This window comes from Pseudomonas oryzihabitans (assembly GCF_007665395.1).
GTDB classification, from domain to species: domain Bacteria; phylum Pseudomonadota; class Gammaproteobacteria; order Pseudomonadales; family Pseudomonadaceae; genus Chryseomonas; species Chryseomonas psychrotolerans_C.
Genome location: NZ_VDND01000003.1, coordinates 276353 through 300367 on the forward strand (window position 1 = coordinate 276353; position 24015 = coordinate 300367).

Below are 24015 nucleotides of genomic sequence, written 5' to 3' on the forward strand. Positions count from 1 at the left end.
GAGCGCTCCTTGAAGTGAGAAAGCCGGACACCGTCTGGCGGGCGCCTTGCCCGCTCGTCCGCTGACCTCGTCGACCTAGTGCTTGGCCGGATTACCGCTTTGCGGCCGGAATTTTTCCTTGCGCTCGATCTGCACCACCTGGCCGTTGTGCACGGTGATCTCGATGGCGCCGAATCTCAGCCCGCGCAGGGCTTGCTGGATGTCGCGGAGCAGTGCGGTTTCGTCCTGGTTTTCCAGGCTGCGGAACGGAACGGAGCTCATGGGAAGGCGTCCTCGAGTGAGGGGATGGGCGATGAGTTGGCGCCATCTTAGGGGGACGACCTTTATTTCTTTAAATTGCTAATAATGCTTTGTTTATTCGCTTTTCGAATTAGCAGTCTGTGAAGGACACGTTGTGTAGCAAAAGGGAGGGGTGGATTTCTCCGCCACCCTGTCAATAATGCGCGAACGCCTGTTCACTGAACTTTCCGTGACAGTTGCACTACACCATCTCGCGCGAGGTCTTCTGCGTCCATGAGCTACAACGGCCTGCTCGACCTGACGGTTTGGCAACTGGTGCTGGTCACCCTGGTGCTCACCCACCTGACCATCGTCAGTGTCACCGTCTACCTGCACCGCTATTCCGCCCACCGCTCGCTCGAGCTGCACCCCGCGCTCAAGCACGCCTTCCGCTTCTGGCTGTGGCTGACCACGGCGATGAACACCCGCGAGTGGACGGCCATCCACCGCAAGCACCACGCCAAGTGCGAAACCTCGGATGACCCCCACAGCCCGGTGCACAAGGGGCTCGGTACCGTGATGCGCAAGGGCGCCGAGCTGTACAAGGCCGAGGCGAACAACGCCGAGACCCTGCGCATCTACGGCAAGAACTGCCCGGACGACTGGATCGAGCGCACGCTCTATTCCCGTCATCGCAACCTCGGCGTCGGCCTGATGCTGCTGATCGACCTGGCCCTGTTCGGCGCGCTGGGCCTGACCGTCTGGGCGGTGCAGATGATCTGGATTCCCTTCTGGGCCGCTGGCGTGGTCAATGGCCTGGGGCATGCCCTGGGCTACCGCAACTTCGAGTGCCGCGACGCCGCCACCAACCTGGTGCCCTGGGGCATCGTCATTGGTGGCGAGGAGCTGCACAACAACCACCACACCTATCCCAACTCGGCCAAGCTGTCGGTCAAGCGCTGGGAATTCGACATGGGCTGGGCCTGGATCAAGCTGTTCACCTGGCTGCGCCTGGCCAAGGTCAACCGCATCGCACCCATCGCCCATCGCATCGAAGGCAAGGGCCAGCTGGACATGGATACCGCCATGGCCATCCTCAACAATCGCTTCCAGATCATGGCCCAGTACCGCAAGCAGGTGATCGGCCCGCTGCTGCGCCAGGAGCGGGGCAGTGCCGCGCCGTCCCAGCGTCCGCTGTTCCGCCGGGCCCGCGGCCTGCTGGCGCGCGAGACCAGTCTGCTCAAGGCGCGTCATCAGGTGCGCATCGACGAGTTGCTGGAGCATAGCCAGACCCTGAAGCTGATCTACGAGAAGCGCCTGGCGCTGCAGCAGATCTGGGCGCGGACCAGCGCCAACGGACACGACATGCTGGCGGCGACCCGCCAATGGATCGGCGAGGCCGAAGCCAGTGGCATCCAGTCCCTGCGCGAGTTCGCCGAGCAGTTGAAGACCTATTCCCTGCGCCCGGCCGGCGTCGCCTGAGAAAGGCTTCACAAAAGCCCACCGAAGCGGTGGGCTGCATCACGCGGGAATTGAACCAGGCCCGTCCTGGCTGTCTCTAATCCCCTCAGGACCCCGCGTAGGCGCACTTGTATATGGACGAACAACCGCTGCTATCCGCTCTTCCCACCCCGGAAGAGAACCTGCTGGCCCTCCTGCATTCGCGGGCCGAGGCAGATCGCCTGCGTGATCGCGAGCAGCTGTTCAGCGCGCTCCTGGAAAGCGTCAACGCCGTACTCTGGGCACTCGACTGGCGCACTCGCCAGATCATCTACGTCAGCCCCGCCTACGAACAGATCTTCGGTCGCTCCCAGTCGCTGGTATTGAGCGACTACAGCACCTGGCTCAACAACATCTATCCCGATGACCTCGAATATGCCCAGCGTACGTTGGAGCAGGTGATCGAGCAGGGCGCCATCGAATCGCGCGAATACCGCATCATCCGCGCCGACGGCGAGATCCGCTGGCTCAGCGACAAATGCTTCGTCAGCCAGCGCAGCGAGGCCGGCATGCCACTGCTGGTGGTCGGCATCGCCGAAGACATCACCGACAAGAAGCGCATGGAGGAAGAACTCCAGCGCCTGGCCACCACCGATGTGCTGACCCGCAGCAGCAACCGCCGGCACTTCTTCGAAAGCGCCCAGCGCGCCTTCGAATTTGCCCAAAGCGAAGGAGAGCCGCTGGCCTTCCTGCTGCTCGATATCGACGACTTCAAGAAGATCAACGATCGCTTCGGGCACCAGATGGGCGATCAAGTGTTACAGCGTGTTGCCGAGTGCGGTGCCCAGACCACTCGCCGTGGCGACCTGTTCGGCCGCATCGGTGGCGAGGAATTCGCCCTGTTGCTGCCGGGCTGCGACAGCGACTTGGCGCTGCAGATCGGCGGCCGCCTGCAGCGTGCCGTCCGGCAACTCGCCGTACCCACGGCCGACGGTCCGCTGAAGGTCACCATTAGCCAGGGAGCCACCGTCCTGCGCGACGGCGACGAGTCCCTGGATACGCTCTACGTAAGGGCCGACGAAGCCATGTACCGGGCCAAGCGCCAGGGCAAGGACCAGATCGTTCAGGGCTAGCTCAGGATCCTTGCGGTCCTGGGTAGGCAGAGAGGTCTTCACCTCAGTCCCGGGTAGGGCAATGGCCAGCCTGCTGGCTTTGCCATCGGCCTTCGCGAGCATGGCCGGAAGACCTCCGGCCTGCCTGCGGTACCTTGGCATCCTGTTCCAGCTTCGGGTAACCGGCGCCCTTCGCGCGCGGTGGCTAGCCCAAAGCTCCATCGCCGCGGGCACGACCTCCCGCTATCGATGACCTAGCCAGTGCCAGCTTCGCTATAGCGCGGGCAGCTTTAGCCGCGCTTAGTGGCAAGACTTTTCGCCATGGCGCTCCACGCAGTAATGCTTTTGCTGCTTCTAACGCCAAGCCCCGAATGCCAAGGCGACTCTGGCACCGTCTGCAGGTACCCATCGCCCGTTTCGTAGCAACAAATTACAACTCATTGATATATAAGAAAATTCGAAAAAGTTATTAGCGTCGATGGCAACGTTGCGGGTGCCCTGATCGCGCTCGTACGGCCTGAAAGTGCTGGCCTAGAGCGGTAGCGGCTCGGGTTGGTCAAGCGGCGTGGAGACGAATAGACGGATCTTTGCGCAGGGTTGCGCGACCAAGGTTCCTGCCCGAGACGACCGACCAGCAAGTGAGGAAGACCACAGGGCGGGTTTTCAACCACGTATTGCTAGACGAAATGCTTTTTTGCAATTAGCTTTCGCAACGTGGAAGACGGTGGCAGGGGTCCTGTGCTGGAGGTCGCAACTCAAAAGTCGACCAGGCCCGGGAAATTCTCCAAATTGAAACAAAAGCCCTCTAGCTTTCCCTTCCGCACAGCCCGTCGGGCTTACCACCAGCAGGCGCTGACACCTCTGGTGGCTGCATAACAACGATTCACCCCTGGAGCACACATGGTCAAGAAGCCACTGGTGGTCGCGGTCTCCGCGGCCTGTCTGAACCTGTCCCTCATCGCCGCTTCGCAAGCTGCCGGTTTCATCGAGGACAGCAAAGCCACCCTCAGTCTGCGTAACTTCTACATCAACACAGACAACCGCAACGAGGCTTCCTTCTCTGCGCGTAACCCCTCGAAAGTTGAAGAGTGGGGTCAGGGCTTCCTGCTGAACTACCAATCCGGTTTCACCCAAGGCACCGTCGGTTTCGGCGTCGATGCCGTTGGCATGGTCGGTATCCGTCTGGATGGCGGTGGCCGCGCGGGCAAGACCGATGGCTCGAACCAGCCGGGCACCATGTTCCCGCGTGAGACCGACGGCAGCTCCGTCGACGAGTTCTCCAGCCTGGGCGCCACCGCCAAGATGAAGATTTCCCAGACCGAACTGCGCTACGGCACCCTGATGCCCAAGCTGCCGGTCGTTTCCTTCAACGATGGTCGTCTGGTACCTCAGACTTTCCAGGGTGGCCAGATCACCTCCAAGGAAATCAAGGACCTGACCCTGACCGCGGGCCAGCTCGAGCACGCCAAGGGTCGTAACTCCAGCAACGACGAAGAGCTGTCCATCGGTGGTGCCAACAGTGGTTCCACCGCCCGTGACAGCAACCAGTTCCGCTTCGTCGGCGGCGACTACAAGGTCACCAAAGACCTGACCCTGCAGTACTACTTCGGTCAGCTGGAAGACTTCTACAACCAGCACTTCCTGGGTCTGACCCACAGCGTCAAGCTGGGTGAAGGTACCTTCAAGAGCGACCTGCGCTACTTCGACAGCAATGGTGACGGCAAGAACGACAGCAGCGACTATGCTGCTCTGGCAGCTAGCCAGCGCTTCTATGCTTCTTCCGGTTACTATGGCAACGGCCGTACCCGTGGCGAAGTCGACAACCGCCTGTACAGCGCCCTGTTCACCTACTCCATCGCCGGTCACACCTTCGGCGCTGGCTACCAGGGTAGCAATGGCAACAGCGACTTCCCCTGGCTGAACCAGGGCGACGGTTCGTCCGCCTACATCATCACCGACCTGCAGATCAACAAGTTCGCCCGTTCCGGCGAAGACACCTGGCAGGCTCGCTACTCCTATGACTTCGGTCAACTGGGCCTGAAAGGTCTGACCGCTGGCGTCATCTATCAGCGTGGCGACAACATCCGCACCTCCGCTGGCAATGACTTCATGGAATGGGAGCGTGACCTGACCGTCAGCTACGTGATCCCGGAAGGCCAGCTCAAGGGCCTGGGCTTCAGCTGGCGTAACGCTTCGCTGCGTACCGACCTGCCGGCCGCTACCCAGCGTGATCAGGACGAAAACCGTCTGATCGTCAGCTACACCCTGCCGCTGCTCTAAGCCGCGTCCAGGTCAAGAAAAAAGCCCGTCGCGAGACGGGCTTTTTTTATGGCCGGAACAAAGGCTCAGCGACCCGTCGGCTGCTGCTGGGTGATGCAGTGTATATTGCCGCCGCCCAGGAGGATCTCGCGGCCGGGCACCTGGACCACCTCGTGCTCCGGGAAGCAGGCTTGCAGGGTGCGCAGGGCCTCGGCGTCCTCGGGCACGTCGAAGGTGGGGGCGATGATGCCGCCATTGACGATCAGAAAGTTGACGTAGGAGGCCGCCAGACGCTCGCCGGCGTGACGGGGCTGGGTGCCCAGGCAGGCATCCACGTTCCGGCATTCTTCTTCGCGGGCGAACAGCGGGCCCGGGGTGACGATGCGGTGGACCTTGAAGGCACGGCCACGGGCATCGGTCTCGCGCTCCAGCACGGCCAGCGCCTCGCGGCAGCGGCTGTAGTTGGGGTCCGTCTCGTCATCGCACCAGCTCAGCAGCACCTCGCCCGGGCGCACGTAGCAGCAGAAGTTGTCGACGTGGCCGTTGGTCTCGTCGTTATAAAGGCCATGGGGCAGCCAGATCACCTTGTCCACCGCCAGGTAGTCGCTCAGATAGCGCTCGATCTGGGTGCGATCCAGGTACGGATTGCGGTTGGCGTTGAGCAGGCATTCCTCGGTGGTGATCAGGGTGCCCTCACCATCCACGTGGATGGAGCCGCCCTCGAGGACGAAGTCCGGCGTGCGGTAGCCCGGCAGGTTCTCGATGGCCAGGATCTTGCCCGCGACCTGATCGTCTCGTTGCCAGGGGAAATAGAGGCCACCGTCCAGGCCGCCCCAGGCATTGAAGCTCCAGTCGACGCCGCGCACGCCGCCTTGGCCGTCGCTGACGAAGGTCGGGCCGGTGTCGCGGCACCAGGCGTCGTCATTGCTGATTTCCACCACGCGGATGTTGGGATGCTGCAGGCGCGCGCGGGCATTCTCGTACTGCTGCGCCGAGGCGCCTATGGTGACCGGCTCGAAGCGGGCGATGGCCTGGGCGACCGCGGTGAAGGCCGCCTGGGCGGGCTTGCCGCCCAGGCGCCAGTTGTCCGGCCGCTCGGGCCAGACCATCCAGATCTGGCGCTGCTCGGCCCATTCGGCGGGCATGTGGAAGCCGTCGGCACGCGGCGTGGTGAGGATGGTCATGGCGAGGCTCTCCGTCCAGAGTCTTCGGGGGCTGAAAGGGGAAAGGGGGCGGCAGGGTGCCTCGGGCGTGATGACGCGAGAGGGCTGCGGCGGTTGCTGCTTGGATGCTTCGAGAAGCGCAGTCTATCTCCTCTGGCGCGAGGAGCGTCAGGCGAGAAGCCGGCCTTGGGGCTTCAGCGCCTGGCGGAGACGCCGGCCGACCGGTGCGGGACCGGCCGGCGGGCCCTGCTCATACGGTATGAAGGTACCAGTTGTACTCGAGGTCGGAGATGGAGTGTTCGAATTCCTCCAGCTCGTGCTCCTTGCAGGCGACGAAGATGTCGATGTACTTGGGATCTATGTATTCCGCCATCACCGAGCTGTCGTCCAGGTAGCGCAGGGCATCGCGCAGGTTGTTCGGCAGGCTCTGCTCGTGCTGCTCGTAGGAGTTGCCCTCGGTGACCGGGCCGGGTTCGATCTGCCGGGTCAGGCCGTGGTGCACGCCGGCCAGGACCCCGGCCAGCAGCAGGTAGGGGTTGGCGTCGGCGCCCGCTACCCGGTGCTCGATGCGGTGCGCTTCCGGCGTGCCGGTCGGCACGCGCAGGGCGGTGGTGCGGTTGTCCAGCCCCCAGCTCGGCGCATTGGGCACGAAGAACTGCGAGCCGAAGCGCCGGTAGCTGTTCACGTTGGGGCAGAGGAAAGCCATGCAGGCGGGCAGGGTCTCGAGCACACCGCCGATGGCGTGACGCAATGCGGCGTTCTGCTCGGGATCCTCGCCGGCGAAGATGTTGTGGCCATCCTTGTCCAGCAGGGAGATATGCACGTGCAAACCATTGCCCGCCTGGCCCGGGTAGGGCTTGGCCATGAAGGTGGTGTCCATCTCATGGTCGTAGGCGACGTTCTTGATCAGGCGCTTGAGCAGCACGGCGTAGTCACAGGCCTTGATCGGGTCGGCGACGTGGTTGAGGTTGACCTCGAACTGGGCCGGCGCGGATTCGGCGACGATGGCGTCGGCCGGGATGCCCTGGGCGCGGGCGCCGTCGATGATGTCCTGCAGGCAGTCGGCGTATTCGTCGAGGTCGTCCATGGAATAGACCTGGACCGACTGGGGCCGCTTGCCGGAGATGGGCGAGCGCGGTGGTTGCGGGCGGCCGTTGATGTTCTCCTGATCGATCAGATAGAACTCCAGCTCGAAGGCGGCGCAGACGGTGAGCCCGAGTTCGTCGAAACGCTGGACGACCTGGCGCAGGACTTCACGGGGATCGGCGAAGAAGGGCTCGCCTTCCATCTCGTGCATGGTCATCAGCAGTTGCGCGGTGGGGCGCTTCTGCCAGGGCTCCATGGAGAGGGTGTCGGTGATGGGGAAGCAGACGCGGTCGGCGTCGCCGATGTCGAGACCGAGACCGGTGCTTTCCACGGTGGAGCCGGTGATGTCGAGGGCGAACAGCGAAGCGGGGAGGTTGATTCCTTTCTCGAAGACTTTGGGCAGATTGTTGCGTTCGATGCGTTTGCCACGCACCACGCCATTCATATCCGCAATCAGAAGATCGACGAACTGGACCTCAGGATGTTCCCTGAGGAAGTCGGTCGCTTCATCCAAACGAACGGCACGCGGGGGTACCGACATGATGAAACACCTTTGCTTTTGGCTGCGCTCGACAAAACGGTTAGCGCCTGATGCGCCTGTTTGCCCAGTGGGCCAACCGCAGTGAGGGCACGAGTGCCCGCTGTCGATCCGACAGCGACCTGAGAGGACGGTCTCGCCTGCGCTCCGACGCTTTGTCAGCGCCCCTGTTTAAAATATCAATCAGCGGAGTTACCACCCTGGAGTCAATCCGAAAGGCAGACCAAAGTCAACTGGAGGCCGCCGTGCTCGGGGGTGGTGCGCGGGCGCCTGTTTTTGGCGCATTTCGCCACCGCTGAAGACCGCCATTTCAGGGCGTCTGTGCAGAATCTCGAAACCTTTTGCCGGTGGTTGTGAAAAAAAACGAACAAGACTAGGCTCGAAAGAGTTTCGATCACCCCGGTGTCCCATGCCCGCGCTGCCGCTCATCGGTGTCACAGCCTGCACCAAGCCTCTAGGTCTGCACCCCTTCCACATCGCCGGCGACAAGTATCTGCGCGCCGTGGTGGAGGGGGCCGAGGGCATGCCGCTGGTGATTCCGGCACTGGCCGACCTGATCGCCAGCGAGGCCCTGCTCGAGCGGCTCGATGGCCTGCTGTTCACTGGCTCGCCGTCCAATGTCGAGCCGCGCCACTACCAGGGCACGCCCAGCGAACCCGGTACCCTGCACGATGCGGCGCGGGACGCCGTGACCCTGCCGCTGCTGCGTGCGGCGGTCGCGGCCGGCGTGCCGGTGCTGGGGATCTGCCGGGGCTTCCAGGAAATGAACGTGGCCTTTGGCGGCAGCCTGCACCAGAAGGTGCACGAGGCCGGCCCCTTCATGGACCATCGGGAGCGTGGCGAAACCCTGGACGAGCACTATGGCCTGCACCATGCCGTCGAGGTCCTGCCGGGTGGCGTGTTCGCGGCGCTCGACCTGCCGCCGCGCTTCGAAGTGAATTCCATCCATGGCCAGGGCATCGACCGTCTGGCCCCCGGCTTGCGCGCCGAGGTCCTGGCCCCCGATGGGCTGATCGAAGCCGTCTCGGTCCGCGAGGCCCGTACCTTCGCCTGCGGCGTGCAGTGGCACCCGGAATGGAAGGTGCGCAGCCATCCGGTCTACCTCGCCCTCTTCAAGGCGTTCGGCCAAGCCTGCAAGGAGCGCGCGGCCGGACGTTGATGCTGTTCACCCCGCTCGAACCTTCGAGGTCTTTATGAGCACCCCGCTGGACCGGCTGACCGCCTGGTTGAAAGAACGCAAGATCACCGAAGTGGAATGCCTGGTCGCCGACCTGACCGGCATCGCCCGCGGCAAGATTTCCCCCACCGCCAAGTTTCTCAACGAGAAGGGCATGCGCCTGCCGGAGAGCGTGCTCCTGCAGAGCGTGACCGGTGACTACGTCGACGACGACATCTACTACGAACTGCTCGACCCGGCCGACATCGACATGCACTGCCGACCAGACGACCGTGCGGTGTTCCTGGTGCCCTGGGCCCTGGAGCCCACCGCCCTGGTGATCCACGACACCTACGACAAGCGCGGCATTCCCATCGAGCTGTCGCCGCGCAACCTGCTCAAGAAGGTGCTCAAGCTCTATGCCGAACGCGGCTGGCAGCCCATCGTCGCGCCGGAGATGGAGTTCTACCTGACCAAGCGCAGCGACGATCCCGACTATCCCTTGCAGCCGCCGATAGGCCGCTCGGGCCGCCAGGAAACCGGCCGCCAGTCCTTCTCCATCGACGCCGCCAACGAGTTCGATCCGCTGTTCGAGGACATGTACGACTGGTGCGAGGCCCAGGAGCTGGATCTGGATACCCTGATCCACGAGGAAGGCACCGCCCAGATGGAGATCAACTTCCGTCACGGTGATCCGCTGCACCTGGCCGACCAGATCTTCGTCTTCAAGCGCACCCTGCGCGAGGCGGCGCTCAAGCACGACGTCACCGCCACCTTCATGGCCAAGCCCATGACCGGCGAGCCCGGCAGCGCCATGCACCTGCACCAGAGCGTGGTGGACCTGAAGACTGGCAAGACGGTGTTTTCCAATCCCGACGGCAGCATGAGCGAGCTGTTCCTGCACCATATCGGCGGGTTGCAGAAGTACATCCCCGAGGCCTTGCCGCTGTTCGCCCCCAACGTGAATTCCTTCCGCCGCTTCCTGCCCGACACCTCGGCGCCGGTCAACGTGGAGTGGGGCGAGGAGAACCGCACCGTCGGGCTGCGTGTGCCGGATTCCGATCCGCAGAATCGCCGCGTGGAGAATCGCCTGGCCGGTGCCGATGCCAATCCCTACCTGGCGCTGGCGGCCAGCCTGCTGTGCGGCTACCTGGGCATGGTCGAGAACGTTTCGCCCAGCGCGCCGGTGCAGGGCCGTGGCTACGAGCGGCGCAACCTGCGCCTGCCGCTGACCCTGGAAGCCGCCCTGGAGCGCATGGAGCAGTCGGCCACCCTGGAACGTTACCTGGGCGGTCGCTTCACCCGTGGCTACGTCGCGGTCAAGCGTGCCGAACACGAGAATTACAAGCGCGTGATCAGTTCCTGGGAGCGGGAATTCCTGCTGCTCAGCGTCTGACGCACGATCCGAGGAGAGGCTTAGTGACGACCTTTACCACTGCCCATTGGCAGGACCTGAGCCGCCGGCATCTGCTGGCGCCCTTCACCGACTATCGCCAGCTCAACGAAAAGGGCGCGCGGATTATCACCAAGGCCTCCGGCGTCCACCTCTGGGACAGCGATGGCCAGCGCATCCTCGACGGCATGGCCGGGCTGTGGTGCGTCAACGTCGGCTACGGCCGCGAGGAGCTGGTGGAGGCGGCCAGCCGCCAGATGCGCGAGTTGCCCTACTACAACCTGTTCTTCCAGACCGCCCACCCGCCGGCGCTGGAGCTGGCCAAGGCCATCGCCGAGCTGGCACCGGAGGGCATGAACCATGTGTTCTTCACCGGCTCCGGCTCGGAGGCCAACGACACCGTACTGCGCCTGGTGCGCCATTATTGGGCGACCAAGGGCCAGCCGGAGAAGCGGGTGGTCATTGGCCGCTGGAATGGCTACCACGGCTCGACCCTGGCCGGGGCCAGCCTGGGTGGCATGGCGGCGATGCACGAGCAGGGTGGCTTGCTCCCCGACATCGTGCACATCCCGCAGCCCTACTGGTTCGGCGAAGGCGGCGAGATGAGTCCGGAGGATTTCGGCCGCTGGGCGGCCGACCAGCTGGAACGGAAGATCCTCGAGGTCGGCGAGGAGCGGGTCGCCGCCTTCATCGCCGAACCCATCCAGGGCGCCGGCGGGGTGATCATTCCGCCGCAAAGCTACTGGCCGCGGGTGCGCCAGATCCTCGACAAGTACGACATCCTGTTCATCGCCGACGAGGTCATCTGCGGCTTCGGCCGCACCGGCGAATGGTTCGGCAGCCAGTACTACGGCAATGCCCCGGACCTCATGCCCATCGCCAAGGGGCTGACCTCCGGCTACGTGCCCATGGGCGGCGTGGTGGTGCGGGACGAGGTGGTCAGGGTGCTCGACGAAGGCGGCGAGTTCTATCACGGCTTCACCTATTCCGGGCACCCGGTGGCCGCGGCGGTGGCCCTGGAGAACATCCGTATCCTGCGCGACGAGGGCATCGTCGAGCGGGTCCGCAGCAGCACGGCACCCTATTTGCAGAAACGCTGGGCCGAGCTGGCCGACCATCCGCTGGTGGGCGAGACCCGCGGCGTGGGCATGCTGGCGGCGCTGGAGCTGGTGCGCGACAAGCAGACGCGGGCGCGCTACGAGGGTGGGGCCGGCATGCTCTGCCGCGAGCACTGCTTCCGCAATGGCCTGGTGATGCGCGCGGTGGGCGACACCATGATCATCGCCCCGCCGCTGGTCATCACCCCGGAATCCATCGACGAGCTCGTCACCCTGGCTCGCCGCAGCCTCGACCAGACCCTCGCGGTGCTGCGCGGAGGCGGTTGATGGCCTGCCAGGCTTGAGCCCAGCGGCGGACCTTGCCAGACTGCGCGCGGGCGCTGGCCGCGCACCGATACAACAGACCAACGATGACTTGAGGAGCACCACCGCATGAATGTTTTTGGCAAGACTCTTCTAGCGCTGAGCCTGGCCGGCCTTTTCGCCGGTAACGCCTCGGCGGACCCCAAGGTCCTGCACGTCTACAACTGGAACGACTACATTGCCGAAGACACCATCGCCAACTTCGAGAAGGAGTCGGGGATCAAGGTGGTCTATGACGTCTACGACAGCAACGAGACTCTCGAGGCCAAGCTGCTCGCCGGGCGTTCCGGCTATGACGTGGTGGTGCCGTCCAACTCCTTCCTGGCCAAGCAGATCAAGGCCGGCGTCTACCAGCCGCTGGACAAGTCCAAGCTGTCCAACTACGGCAACCTGGATCCGCAGCTGATGAAGACCCTGGAAGTCAGCGATCCGGGCAACCAGTACGCCATTCCCTACCTGTGGGGCACCATCGGCATCGGCTACAACCCGGCCAAGGTCAAGGCCGCCCTCGGTGACAACGCCCCGGTGGATTCCTGGGACCTGATCTTCAAGCCGGAGAACCTCTCCAAGCTCAAGGGCTGCGGCGTCGCCGTGCTGGATTCGCCCACCGAGATCATTCCCGCCGGCCTGCATTACCTCGGCTACAAGCCGGACAGCCAGGATCCCAAGGAGATCAAGGCCGCCGAGGACCTGTTCCTCAAGGTGCGTCCGTACATCACCTATTTCCACAGCTCCAAGTACATCTCGGACCTGGCCAACGGCAACGTCTGCGTGGCCGTCGGCTACTCCGGCGACATCGCCCAGGCCAAGGCCCGCGCGGCCGATGCCAAGAACGGCGTGACCGTGGCCTACAACATTCCCAAGGAAGGCGCCGGCACCTTCTTCGACACCATGGCCATCCCGAAGGACGCCGAGAACCCCGAGGGGGCGCTCAAGTTCATCAACTACATCCTGGAGCCCAAGGTGATCGCGGCGATCAGCGACTACGTGCAGTATCCCAACGGCAACAAGGCGGCGACCCCGCTGGTAGCCGAAGAGATCCGCACCAACCCGGGTATCTATCCGACCCAGGAAACCATGACCAAGCTGTACGCCTTCCCGGATCTTCCGGCCAAGACCCAGCGTCTGATGACGCGCACCTGGACCACCATCAAGTCCGGCAAGTGAGGTCCGCCGCCGCGTGCGGATGAAAGGACGGCACGCCGGAGAAGCTCCGGCGTGCCGTCCGTCTGTATGGACCGCTGAAAGGCCTCGGCCTCGATGCCCACCGATCAAGGAGCCGCCCGTGCTTTCGTTGCGTAACACCCTGCTGGCCATGACCACCCTGACCGTCATGGGCACGGCCGTCGCCGAGCCGACCGTCCGTGTCTACAACTGGAGCGATTACGTCGGCGAGACCACGCTGGAGGACTTCCAGAAGGCCACCGGCATCGCGCCGGTCTACGACGTCTTCGACTCCAACGAAACCCTCGAAGGCAAGCTGCTCGCCGGCCACACCGGCTACGACGTGGTGGTGCCCTCGAGCAACTTCCTGGCCAAGCAGATCAAGGCCGGCGCCTTCCAGAAACTGGACAAGAGCCAGCTGCCGAACTGGCAGAATCTCGATCCGGCGCTGCTCAAGCAGCTGGAAAAGAGCGATCCGGGCAATCAATACGGCGTTCCCTACCTATGGGGCACCAACGGCATCGGGTACAATGTCGCCAAGGTCAAGGCTGCCCTGGGTACCGACAAGCTCGATTCCTGGGCCATCCTGTTCGAACCCGAGAACCTCAAGAAGCTGAGCAAGTGCGGTGTCTCCTTCATGGATTCGCCCGATGAGGTTTACCCGGCGGTACTGCAATACCTGGGGCTCGACCCCAACAGCACCAATCCTGACGACTACAAGAAGGCCGAGGCACAGCTGCTGAAGGTGCGGCCGTACATCACCTATTTCCATTCCTCCAAGTACATCTCGGACCTGGCCAACGGCAACATCTGCGTGGCCTTCGGCTATTCCGGCGATGTCTTCCAGGCGCGCTCGCGTGCCGAGGAAGCGAAGAAGGGCGTCAAGATCGGCTACGCGATTCCCAAGGAGGGCGCGAATCTCTGGTTCGACCTGCTGGCCATCCCCAAGGATGCGCAGAACGTGAAGGAGGCCCATGCCTTCATCAACTACCTGCTGCAGCCCGAGGTGATCGCCAAGGTCAGTGACTACGTCGGCTATGCCAACCCCAATCCCAAGGCCGGCGAGCTGATGAATGCCGAGTTGCGGCAGGACCAAACGGTCTATCCCCCACAGGCGGTGATGGACAAGCTGTACGTCATGAAGGAACTGCCCCCGCAGATCCTGCGCCTGGAAACCCGCAGCTGGACGCGGGTCAAGTCCGGCAAGTAACCAACGCTAAGCGGACCGGCCGAGCCGGTCCCCGATTTTCCAGGGGAGATGTACATGGCGACTGCCACCAGTGCCTTCAAGAAAGCCGCCACCGGCGACAAGAAAGCCAAGGAAGTCCTGGTCAAGATCGACCGGGTCACCAAGAAGTTCGACGAAACCGTCGCGGTCGACGACGTCTCCCTGACCATCAACAAGGGCGAGATCTTCGCCCTGCTCGGCGGCTCGGGCTCGGGCAAGTCGACCCTGCTGCGCATGCTGGCCGGCTTCGAGCGGCCCAGCGAGGGCCGCATCTTCCTCGATGGCGTGGACATCACCGACATGCCGCCCTACGAGCGGCCGATCAACATGATGTTCCAGTCCTATGCGCTGTTCCCGCACATGAGCGTGGAGCAGAACATCGCCTTCGGTCTCAAGCAGGACAAGCTGCCCAAGGCCGAGATCGACGCCCGCGTGGCCGAGATGCTCAAGCTGGTGCACATGACCCAGTACGCCAAGCGCAAGCCGCACCAGCTCTCCGGTGGCCAGCGCCAGCGGGTGGCCCTGGCACGCTCCCTGGCCAAGCGGCCCAAGCTCCTGCTGCTCGACGAGCCGATGGGTGCCCTGGACAAGAAGCTGCGCTCGCAGATGCAGCTGGAACTGGTGGAGATCATCGAGCGCGTGGGCGTGACCTGCGTGATGGTGACCCACGACCAGGAAGAGGCCATGACCATGGCCGAGCGCATCGCCATCATGCACCTGGGCTGGATCGCCCAGGTGGGCAGCCCCATGGACATCTACGAGACCCCGGCGAGCCGCCTGGTCTGCGAGTTCATCGGCAGCGTCAACCTCTTCGACGGTGAGTTGACCGACGACGGTGCCGACCACGCCATCATCCACAGTCCCCAACTGGAGCGCCCGATCTACATCGGCCACGGCATCAGTACCCGGGCTCAGGAAAAGCAGATCACTTTCGCCCTGCGTCCCGAGAAGCTGCTGATGGGCACCAGCCTGCCGGCGGATCATGAACACCCCGATTACAACTGGTGTAGCGGCACCGTGCAGGACATCGCCTACCTGGGTGGTCACTCGGTGTACTACGTGAAGCTGGCGACCGGCCCCGTCGTCCAATGCTTCATCGCCAACGCCGAGCGCCTCGGCAAGCGCCCCACCTGGGACGATGCCGTGGTGGTGTACTGGGAAGACGACAGCGGCGTGGTACTGCAAGCATGACCAGACCTCCCTTGCTCAAGCGCCTGCTCGATGGCCGCCGCCTGACCATCGGCGTGCCCTTCGTCTGGCTGTTCCTGTTCTTCCTGCTGCCGTTCCTGATCGTGCTCAAGATCAGTTTCTCGCTGGCGGACGTGGCCATCCCGCCCTATACCGAGCTGTTCAGCTACGCCGACCAGCAGCTGGACATCGCGCTCAACTTCGGCAACTACCTGATGTTCGCCGGCGATCCGTTGTATCTGGACGCCTACCTCGGCTCGCTGAAGATGGCCGGTATCAGCACCCTGGTCTGCCTGCTGATCGGCTACCCCATGGCCTACGCCATCGCCCGCGCCAGCCGCGAGAAGCAGACAGTGCTGCTGCTGCTGATCATGATGCCGACCTGGACCGCCATCCTCATCCGCGTCTATGCCTGGATGGGCCTGCTCTCCACCAACGGCCTGATCAACAGCTTCCTGATGAGCCTGGGGATCATCAGCAGTCCGCTGCAGATGCTCAACACCAACTTCGCGGTGTACCTGGGCATCGTCTACTCCTACCTCCCGTTCATGATCCTGCCGCTGTTCGCCAACCTGGTGAAGCATGACCTGACCCTGCTGGAAGCCGCCGGCGACCTGGGCGCCAGTCGTTTCACCAGCTTCTGGAAGATCACCGTGCCGCTGTCGAAGAACGGCATCATCGCCGGCTGCATGCTGGTGTTCATTCCGGCGGTGGGTGAGTTCGTCATCCCCGAACTGCTCGGCGGCCCGGAGACCCTGATGATCGGCCGCGTGCTCTGGCAGGAATTCTTCAACAACCGTGACTGGCCGGTGGCCTCGGCGCTGGCGGTGGTGATGCTGCTGATCCTCATCGTGCCCATCGTGTTGTTCAACAGGAACCAAGCCAAGGAACTGGAGGGCAAGCTATGAGAGGCCTCAAGTTCACCAACCTGATGCTGGTGCTCGGACTGCTGTTCATCTATCTGCCGATGGTCATCCTGGTCATCTACTCCTTCAACGAGTCGCGCCTGGTGACCGTCTGGGGTGGCTGGTCGGTGAAGTGGTACGTGGGCCTGGTGGACAACAGCCAGCTGATGGGCGCCGTGTTCCGCTCCCTGGAGATTGCCTTCTACACGGCCATTTCCTCGGTGATCCTCGGTACCCTGGCGGCCTTCGTGCTGACCCGTATCCCGCGCTTCCGCGGCCGTACCCTGTTCGGTGGCATGGTCACCGCGCCGCTGGTGATGCCCGAGGTGATCACCGGCCTGTCGCTGCTGCTGCTGTTCGTCTCCATGGCGCAGTTGATCGGCTGGCCGCAGGATCGCGGCGTGACCACCATCTGGATCGCCCACACCAGCTTCTGCTCGTCCTATGTGGCGGTGGTGGTGTCGGCGCGCCTGCGCGAGCTGGACCTGTCCATCGAGGAAGCGGCCATGGACCTGGGCGCGCGGCCCTGGAAGGTGTTCCTGCTGATCACCATTCCCATGATCGCGCCTTCGCTGGCGGCGGGCGGCATGATGTCCTTCGCCCTGTCGCTGGACGACCTGGTGCTGGCGAGCTTCGTTTCGGGCCCCGGCTCGACCACCCTGCCGATGGAGGTGTTCTCGGCGGTGCGGCTCGGTGTGAAGCCGGAGATCAACGCCATCGCCAGCCTCATCCTGCTGGCGGTCTCGCTGTTCACCTTCTTCGCCTGGTACTTCACCCGCCGCGCCGAGAAGAAGCGCCTGCAGGGCCTGCAGGAAGCCATGGACGCCACGGCCTCGGAGATCACCCAGCGCGAGCGTGAAACGGCGACACTCACGGCGCCGCCGGCCAACAGCTAGAAGCCTTTCATCCCCTCTCCCTCCGGGAGAGGGCCAGGGTGAGGGCCATTGCAGGTACTGCACCGACCTGCACTGCAGCAATCCGTAGCCGTCTCCGGCAGCAGCCCAGTGGCCTTTCATCCCATCTCCCTCGGGGAGAGGGCCAGGGTGAGGGCCATTGCAGGTACTGCGCCGACCTGCACTGCAGTGATCCGTAGCCGTCTCCAGCCAGCAGCTCAGTGGCCTTTCATCCCCTCTCCCTTAGGGAGAGGGCTAGGGTGAGGGCCATTGCCGGTATCGCACCAACCTGCACTGCAGCGATCCGTAGCCGTCTCCGGCCAGCAGCCCATTGGCCTTTCATCTCCTCTCCCTTAGGGAGAGGGTTAGGGTGAGGGCCGTTGTTTGCTAACATTCGAAGCACTGCAACGATAAGCGGCCCCCATGAAACAGTACCTCGACCTGATGCGCCACGTGCGCGACCACGGCACCTTCAAGAGCGACCGCACCGGCACCGGCACCTACAGCGTGTTCGGCTACCAGATGAGATTCGATCTGGCCGACGGTTTCCCGCTGGTCACCACCAAGAAGTGCCACCTCAGATCCATCATCCACGAGCTGCTGTGGTTCCTGCAGGGCGATACCAATATCCGCTACCTGAAGGACAACGGCGTCTCCATCTGGGACGAATGGGCCGACGAGAACGGCGAGCTGGGGCCGGTCTATGGCTACCAGTGGCGCAGCTGGCCGGCGCCGGATGGCCGGCACATCGACCAGATCGCCGGGGTGGTGGACATGATCCGCGCCAAACCCGATTCGCGCCGGCTGATCGTCTCGGCCTGGAATCCGGCGCTGGTCGACGAGATGGCGCTGCCACCGTGCCATGCCCTGTTCCAGTTCTATGTCGCCGACGGTCGCCTGAGCTGCCAGCTGTACCAGCGCTCCGCCGACATCTTCCTCGGCGTGCCCTTCAACATCGCCAGCTATGCGCTGCTGACGCTGATGGTGGCCCAGGTCACCGGCCTGCAGCCGGGTGAGTTCATCTGGACCGGCGGCGATTGCCACCTCTATGCCAACCACCTGGAGCAGACCGATCTGCAACTGACGCGCGAGCCGCTGCCGTTGCCGACCATGAAGCTCAATCCCGAGGTGCAGGACCTGTTCGCCTTCCGCTTCGAGGATTTCGAGCTGGAAGGCTACCAGGCCCATCCGCACATCAAGGCGCCGGTCGCGGTCTGAGGCGGCAGCCGTAGGGCTCAGGCGCTCCGGCCGAGCGCCAGTACCTCATCCACCAGCTGCTCGGGCGACTGGCGCACATCCAGTACCTGGGCTTCGAGATGGTCGGGCGCTTCCAGGGTGTCGAGCTGGCTCTGCAACAGCTTGGGATCGAAGAAGTGGCCGCGACGACTGCCGATGCGCTCGGCCAGCAGTTCCGGCGAGCCTTTCAGGAATAGCAGGCAGATCCCGTCGAGGCCTTGCAGCAGGCGATCACGGTAGACCCGCTTGAGCGCCGAGCAGGCGAACACCCGGGTGGTGCCTTCGGCCTGGGCCTGGCGCATGGCATCGTGGATGGCGTCCAGCCAGGGCCAACGATCCTCGTCGGTGAGTGGCACCCCGCGGGCCATCTTGTCCTTGTTGGCCTGGCTGTGAAAGGTGTCGGCGTCGTCGAAGCGACAGCCCAGTCGCTTGGCGAGCAATTCGCCCAGGGTGGTCTTGCCACTGCCCGAGACGCCCATTATCAGATAGATCATCGTCGGCACTCCGCGTGAGGATTCGCCTCGTTATAGAGTGTCTAGAGCGGCGTTTGCTCCGGGGTCAGACGACTGCTCCAGGTCGCCCCCATGGAGGCCGCGATGATGCAGGCCAGCGCGAACCACTGGGCGACGCCCAGGATCTCGCCGAGGAAGACCCAGCCGGACAGCGCGCCCAGCGCGGGCTCCAGACTCATCAGGGTGCCGAAGGTGGCGGCCGGCAGGCGGGTCAGGGCCATCATCTCCAAGGCGTAGGGCAGGGCCGTGGACAGCAGCGCCAGCCCCAGGGCCAGCGGCCAGATGTCGGGTCGCAACAGGTTGCCGCCGCTGTGCACGATGCCCAGGGGCAGGATGACCAGGGCGCCGATGGTCGCGCCCAGGGCCACGGTAGCGGTGCCATGCACCGCACCGGCGCGCTTGCCCAGCACGATGTACAGCGCCCAGCAGGCGCCGGCACCCAGGGCCAGGGCGGTGCCCAGGGGATCCAGGGCCGAGGCGGAGTGACCGAAGGGCAGCAGCACCGCCAGCCCGGCGATGACCAGGGCGATCCACAGCAGATCCAGCCAGCGGCGCAGGGCGCACAGCGCCACCACCAGCGGGCCGACGAATTCCAGGCCGACGGCGATGCCGATCGGCAGGCGCTGCATCGCCAGGTAGATGCTCAGGTTCATCACGCCCATGGCGACGCCGTAGCCCAGCAGGCTACCCAGCGCCTCGCGGCGGAAGGTGCGCCAGGGCCGTAACACGGCCAGCAACACCAGGGCGGCGAAGATCAACCGCAGCGTGGTGACGCCCACCGGGTCGAGGCGCAGGAACAGCGTCTTGGCCAGGCTGGCGCTGGCCTGGATGGAGGTCATGGCGACCAGCAGCAGGGCCACGGCGAACAGGGGAGAGCGGGAGGACATCGGCAGGGCTCGACTAGCGGGCCCGCCAGCATAGGTCATCCTGTCCGCGCTGCAAGGCCGGCGGCGACCTCAGCGTGTTTTCGAGCGCAGGTGCAACTGCTCGGCGCCTTCGCGGTTCTCTCTCACCTGGTCGGCGAAGCGCTGCTGTTCTTCGCGTTGGGCCACCTGCACGCATTGCGCATAGCCCGCCTCCCAGCCCTGCTGATAGGGCTTCTCCGCGGCGAAGCGGCGCGCGTCCTTGTGCTCGTAGCCGATGCCGTTGACCGCCTGCTTGCCGGTCTGGCAGCCGTCGCTGAAGCCATCGGCATAGGCGGGTGGATACCCCTTGGCGATCAGTTGATCGTGATAGCTGGTGCAGCCCGCGAGCGCGGACAGCAGGACGAACAGCATAACGAGACGACGAGAGACAGCCATGTGGCCTCCTCACGGGATCCTACGACTGATCCCCATGAACAGAGCTTAGTTGGCGTTCCGTGAGAAATTCGTCAAAAAACGCAGCGGCGGGAAAATACCGACGGACGTCGCGGCAGCCCCTGCCAGCCGCTGCGCTTAAATGCGCAGCGGAGCGCCACTCGCCTTGCCTCCGTCGTCATCCCGGTCGCAGAATGCGGACACTGCTTGCATGCCTGACAAGGACTTACGATGCACGATCCCGTCGCGGCCGGTCTCCGGCTCGCTCCCGATGAGTTGACCCGCCCCTTCGCCCCCGAGCAATTCTCCTTCGCCGATACCGATCAGCTGGAGCCCTTCCGCGGCATCCTCGGGCAGGAGCGCGCGGTGGAAGCCCTGCAGTTCGGCGTCGCCATGCCGCGGCCCGGCTACAACGTCTTCGTCATGGGCGAGCCGGGCACTGGGCGCTTCTCCTTCGTTCAGCGCTATCTCAAGGCCGAGGCCAAGCGCCAGCCCACGCCGAACGACTGGGTCTACCTGAATCACTTCGAGGAGCCCCGCGCGCCCAGCGTCCTGGAGCTGCCACCGGGGGAGGGCGAGGCCTTCGTCGCCGACATCGCCCACTTCATCGACAACCTGCTGGCCACCTTTCCGGCCGTTTTCGAGCACCCGGCCTTCCAGCAGAAGAAGAACGCCATCGAGCGCGCCTTCAACCAGCGCTACGACCAGGCGCTGGACGTGGTGGAAAAACTCGCCCTGGACAAGGAAATCGCACTCTACCGCGATGCCAACAACGTCGCCTTCACCCCCATGAAGGACGGCAAGGCCCTGGACGAAGCCGAATTCGCCCAGTTGCCGGAAGCCGAGCGCGAGCGCTTCCACGCCGACATCTCCAGCCTCGAGGAGCGCCTCAACGAGGAGTTGGCCAGCCTGCCGCAGTGGCGGCGCGAATCCAGCAACCAGCTGCGGGCGCTCAACGAAGACACCATCATCCAGGCCCTGCAGCCGCTGCTCGCGCCGCTGTCGGAGAAGTACACCGACCACCCCGGCGTCTGCGCCTATCTGCAGGCCATGCAGGTGGACCTGCTGAAGACGGTGGTCGAGCAACTGGCCGACGACGCCAAGCCCGACATGCAGCGGCGCAAGGAACTGCGCGAGCAGTACGAGCCCAATCTCATCATCGGTCACCACGTCACCGGTGGCGCCCCTGTGGTGTTCGAACCCCACCCCACCTACGACAATCTCTTCGGCCGCATCGAATACCAGTCCGACCAGGGCGCGCTCTATACCAACTACCGCCAGCTACGCCCGGGCGCGCTGCACCGGGCCAATGGCGGCTTCCTGATCGTCGAGGCGGAAAAGCTGCTCACCGAGCCCTTCGTCTGGGATGCGCTCAAGCGCGCCCTGCACTCGCGTCAGTTGAAGATGGAATCGCCGCTGGCGGAGCTGGGGCGGCTCACCGCCATGAGCCTGGCGCCGCAGCAGATCCCCTTGCAACTCAAGGTCATCATCATCGGCTCGCGCAACATCTACTACACCCTGCAGGAGGTCGATTCGGACTTCCAGGAGATGTTCCGGGTGCTGGTGGACTTCGACGAGGAGCTGCCGCTGCGCGACGAGAGCCTCGAGCAATTCGCCCAGTTGCTCAAGACGCGCACCTCGGAGGAGGGCATGGCGCCGCTGACGTCGGCGGCCGTCGCGCGTCTGGCGACTTACAGCGCGCGCCTGGCCGAGCACCAGGGGCGCCTGTCGGCGCGCATCGGCGATCTCTTCCAGCTGGTCAGCGAGGCCGACTTCATCCGCCACCTGGCCGGTGACGAGCGCACCGACAAGGGCCACGTCGAGCGTGCCCTCAAGGCCAAGGAGACCCGCACCGGCCGCGTCTGCGCGCGGGTGCTGGACGACATGCTCACCGGCCTCATCCTCATCGACACCCAGGGCGCGGCGGTGGGCAAGTGCAACGGCCTCACCGTGCTCGAAGTGGCCGATTCCGCCTTCGGCATGCCGGCGCGGATCTCCGCCACCGTCTACCCGGGCGCCAGCGGTATCCTCGACATCGAGCGCGAGGTCAGCCTTGGCCAGCCCATCCACTCCAAGGGCGTGATGATCCTCACCGGCTACCTCGGCAGTCGCTATGCCCAGGAATTTCCCCTGTCGATCTCGGCCAGCATCGCGCTGGAGCAGTCCTACGGCTACGTCGATGGCGACAGCGCCTCCCTCGGCGAGGCCTGCACCCTGATCTCGGCGCTCTCCCGCACGCCGCTCAAGCAATGCTTTGCCATCACCGGCTCCATCAACCAGTTCGGCGAGGTGCAACCGGTCGGCGGGGTGAACGAGAAGATCGAGGGCTTCTTCCGCCTCTGCCAGGCCCGCGGCCTGACCGGCGAGCAGGGCGTCATCATCCCGCGCGCCAACGTCACCAACCTGATGCTCGACGAAACCGTGCTGGAAGCGGTGCGCGAAGGACGGTTCCACGTCTATGCCGTGCGTCAGGCGGACGAGGCCCTGTCGCTGCTGGTCGGCGAGCCGGCCGGGGCCCCCGATGCCAAGGGCCGCTTCCCGGACGGCAGCGTCAATGCCCGGGTGGTGCAGCGTCTCAAGGAAATTGCCGAGCTCGAGCTGGAAGATGAACTGGCCGACAAACTCAGTGATAACTCCAAGGCAAAAGGCAAAAACAACGAAACGGAGGAGAACTGAGTTCCAGGGGGCAGGTCGGATTTTGTACAAGGCGTCGCAGCCCAAGTAGCACGGCGCCCAGACCCGCTTGCCCCCTGTCGACCAACAGGGTTGTCCACAGCCACTGTGGATACCTCTGGCCCTAGGACCGGTGAGCATCGAGCGCTTCGAGAGGATGACGCCATGTCCCGCACCATTACCCTGATCCGTCCCTGCCTGGGCCTCGTCACCCGTATCGAATGCGAAATCAAGCCGCTCGGTCAGGAGCAGGGCCTGTGGACGCTGTTGTGCGCCGCCGGCCTGAACGGTCAGCAACCTACCGCCATCAAGGCCCAGGGCCCCTTCCATGGTCCCAAGGCGGCCGAGGGTGTCATGACTGCCATCGCCGAGAACCTGGTCGAGCAGGGTTACATCCAGGTCGAGGAAACCCAGATCTGGCGCCTGCACATGCAGAGCGAACTGCGCAAGATGAATGGCGAACGCGCCCAGCATCAGGTCCGTTTCCAGGTCGGTCCCGACGCCTGACGACAAGGCGTCGCATTGTCGTTGGTAGCGGTGTCGGTATACTCGCGCGGCTGTCCTGAACCGAGCGAGTCTGCATGGAACGTCTGATCGAGAAAGTCCTTTACGCCTCCCGTTGGCTGCTGGCACCCATCTACCTGGGGCTGTCGCTGGCGCTGATCCTGCTGGCGCTCAAGTTCTTCCAGGAAGTCTTCCACGTCCTCCCCCACATCTTCGAGTCCACCGAAGCCGAGCTGATCCTGCTGGTGCTGTCGCTCATCGACATGGCGCTGGTGGGTGGTCTGCTGGTCATGGTGATGATCTCCGGCTACGAGAACTTCGTCTCCCAGCTGGACATCGACGAGGGTTCGGAGAAGCTCAGCTGGCTGGGCAAGATGGATTCGGGGTCGCTGAAGAACAAGGTGGCCGCTTCCATCGTCGCCATCTCCTCGATCCACCTCCTGCGTATCTTCATGGACGCCCAGAACACCAATCCCGAATACCTCAAGTGGTATGTGATCATCCACCTGGTGTTCGTGATCTCGGCCTTCGCCATGGGCTATCTGGATCGCCTGACCAAGCACTGAGATTGCCGCCCGTTCGTCTGCCGCTGGCATCTCCGCTTACGCTTTGTGGATTGCGCCGCTG

21 protein-coding genes are annotated in these 24015 nt (G+C 64.2%); 15 read left to right on the plus strand and 6 right to left on the minus strand.

The window, feature by feature from the left end; genetic code table 11:
* Window positions 1-75: 75 nt before the first annotated feature.
* The gene (gene oscA, locus FSV73_RS08815; RefSeq protein WP_145006866.1) at window positions 76-261 is read right to left on the minus strand and encodes a sulfur starvation response protein OscA; all 186 of its coding nucleotides are present in this window, start codon (window positions 259-261) and stop codon (window positions 76-78) included.
* A gap of 252 nt (window positions 262-513) precedes the next feature.
* Here oscA and desA point away from each other — a divergent pair, with 252 nt between their 5' ends.
* The 3 genes from desA (at window position 514) to FSV73_RS08830 (ending at window position 5051) form a co-directional block, all read left to right on the plus strand.
* Window positions 514-1701: a delta-9 fatty acid desaturase DesA gene (gene desA / locus FSV73_RS08820; RefSeq protein ID WP_145006868.1), complete on the plus strand. Its 1188-nt coding sequence runs from the start codon at window positions 514-516 to the stop codon at window positions 1699-1701.
* A gap of 113 nt (window positions 1702-1814) precedes the next feature.
* Window positions 1815-2792, plus strand: coding sequence for a sensor domain-containing diguanylate cyclase (locus FSV73_RS08825; RefSeq protein ID WP_145006870.1), 978 nt, complete (start codon window positions 1815-1817; stop codon window positions 2790-2792).
* Between the two features lie 879 nt (window positions 2793-3671).
* Entirely contained in the window at window positions 3672-5051 is a 1380-nt protein-coding gene (locus tag FSV73_RS08830; protein ID WP_145006871.1) for an OprD family porin, read from the plus strand.
* Window positions 5052-5116: 65 nt separating this feature from the next.
* Here FSV73_RS08830 and aguA read toward each other — a convergent pair whose 3' ends face one another.
* On the minus strand, window positions 5117-6214 hold the full coding sequence (aguA, locus tag FSV73_RS08835; RefSeq protein ID WP_145006873.1) for an agmatine deiminase: 1098 nt from the start codon (window positions 6212-6214) through the stop codon (window positions 5117-5119).
* A gap of 229 nt (window positions 6215-6443) precedes the next feature.
* Window positions 6444-7820 carry a glutamine synthetase family protein gene (locus FSV73_RS08840; protein WP_145006875.1) on the minus strand — a complete coding sequence of 459 codons (1377 nt, stop codon included), beginning with the start codon at window positions 7818-7820 and terminating at the stop codon, window positions 6444-6446.
* A 406-nt stretch (window positions 7821-8226) separates the two neighbouring features.
* On the opposite strand from FSV73_RS08840, the gene FSV73_RS08845 reads away from it, so the two are divergent.
* The 9 genes from FSV73_RS08845 (at window position 8227) to FSV73_RS08885 (ending at window position 18383) form a co-directional block, all read left to right on the plus strand.
* On the plus strand, window positions 8227-8976 hold the full coding sequence (locus FSV73_RS08845) for a gamma-glutamyl-gamma-aminobutyrate hydrolase family protein (protein WP_145006877.1): 750 nt from the start codon (window positions 8227-8229) through the stop codon (window positions 8974-8976).
* 34 nt (window positions 8977-9010) lie between these two features.
* The gene (locus tag FSV73_RS08850) at window positions 9011-10369 is read left to right on the plus strand and encodes a glutamine synthetase family protein (protein ID WP_145006879.1); all 1359 of its coding nucleotides are present in this window, start codon (window positions 9011-9013) and stop codon (window positions 10367-10369) included.
* Between the two features lie 23 nt (window positions 10370-10392).
* Window positions 10393-11751 carry an aspartate aminotransferase family protein gene (locus tag FSV73_RS08855; RefSeq protein WP_145006882.1) on the plus strand — a complete coding sequence of 453 codons (1359 nt, stop codon included), beginning with the start codon at window positions 10393-10395 and terminating at the stop codon, window positions 11749-11751.
* Window positions 11752-11856: 105 nt separating this feature from the next.
* On the plus strand, window positions 11857-12954 hold the full coding sequence (locus FSV73_RS08860; protein ID WP_145006884.1) for a polyamine ABC transporter substrate-binding protein: 1098 nt from the start codon (window positions 11857-11859) through the stop codon (window positions 12952-12954).
* 148 nt (window positions 12955-13102) lie between these two features.
* Window positions 13103-14161: a polyamine ABC transporter substrate-binding protein gene (locus tag FSV73_RS08865; RefSeq protein WP_186309204.1), complete on the plus strand. Its 1059-nt coding sequence runs from the start codon at window positions 13103-13105 to the stop codon at window positions 14159-14161.
* 54 nt (window positions 14162-14215) lie between these two features.
* Complete coding sequence (potA, locus tag FSV73_RS08870) at window positions 14216-15370, plus strand: polyamine ABC transporter ATP-binding protein (protein ID WP_145006888.1); 1155 nt, start codon at window positions 14216-14218, stop codon at window positions 15368-15370.
* Window positions 15367-16275, plus strand: a complete 909-nt coding sequence (locus FSV73_RS08875) for an ABC transporter permease subunit (protein ID WP_145006890.1) — start codon at window positions 15367-15369, stop codon at window positions 16273-16275. The genes potA and FSV73_RS08875 overlap by 4 nt, the downstream gene beginning before the upstream one ends.
* Complete coding sequence (locus FSV73_RS08880) at window positions 16272-17168, plus strand: ABC transporter permease subunit (protein ID WP_145006892.1); 897 nt, start codon at window positions 16272-16274, stop codon at window positions 17166-17168. Before FSV73_RS08875 ends, FSV73_RS08880 begins: the two co-directional genes overlap by 4 nt.
* Window positions 17169-17588: 420 nt before the next feature.
* On the plus strand, window positions 17589-18383 hold the full coding sequence (locus FSV73_RS08885) for a thymidylate synthase (protein ID WP_145006893.1): 795 nt from the start codon (window positions 17589-17591) through the stop codon (window positions 18381-18383).
* A gap of 17 nt (window positions 18384-18400) precedes the next feature.
* On the opposite strand, the gene FSV73_RS08890 is transcribed toward FSV73_RS08885, so the two are convergent.
* The 3 genes from FSV73_RS08890 to FSV73_RS08900 all read right to left on the minus strand — a co-directional run bounded on the left by FSV73_RS08890 (window position 18401) and on the right by FSV73_RS08900 (window position 20214).
* Complete coding sequence (locus tag FSV73_RS08890) at window positions 18401-18895, minus strand: gluconokinase (RefSeq protein ID WP_145006895.1); 495 nt, start codon at window positions 18893-18895, stop codon at window positions 18401-18403.
* A gap of 41 nt (window positions 18896-18936) precedes the next feature.
* Window positions 18937-19800, minus strand: a complete 864-nt coding sequence (locus FSV73_RS08895) for an EamA family transporter (RefSeq protein WP_145006897.1) — start codon at window positions 19798-19800, stop codon at window positions 18937-18939.
* A 69-nt stretch (window positions 19801-19869) separates the two neighbouring features.
* Window positions 19870-20214: a hypothetical protein gene (locus FSV73_RS08900; protein WP_145006899.1), complete on the minus strand. Its 345-nt coding sequence runs from the start codon at window positions 20212-20214 to the stop codon at window positions 19870-19872.
* Between the two features lie 228 nt (window positions 20215-20442).
* Here FSV73_RS08900 and FSV73_RS08905 point away from each other — a divergent pair, with 228 nt between their 5' ends.
* From FSV73_RS08905 to FSV73_RS08915, 3 genes are all read left to right on the plus strand, one after another.
* Window positions 20443-22887 carry a Lon protease family protein gene (locus tag FSV73_RS08905; RefSeq protein WP_145006901.1) on the plus strand — a complete coding sequence of 815 codons (2445 nt, stop codon included), beginning with the start codon at window positions 20443-20445 and terminating at the stop codon, window positions 22885-22887.
* A gap of 162 nt (window positions 22888-23049) precedes the next feature.
* Window positions 23050-23391, plus strand: a complete 342-nt coding sequence (locus FSV73_RS08910) for a hypothetical protein (RefSeq protein ID WP_145006903.1) — start codon at window positions 23050-23052, stop codon at window positions 23389-23391.
* A 74-nt stretch (window positions 23392-23465) separates the two neighbouring features.
* A complete protein-coding gene (locus tag FSV73_RS08915) occupies window positions 23466-23954 on the plus strand; it encodes a TIGR00645 family protein (protein WP_145006905.1) in 489 nt (162 codons plus the stop codon).
* Window positions 23955-24015 lie beyond the last annotated feature (61 nt).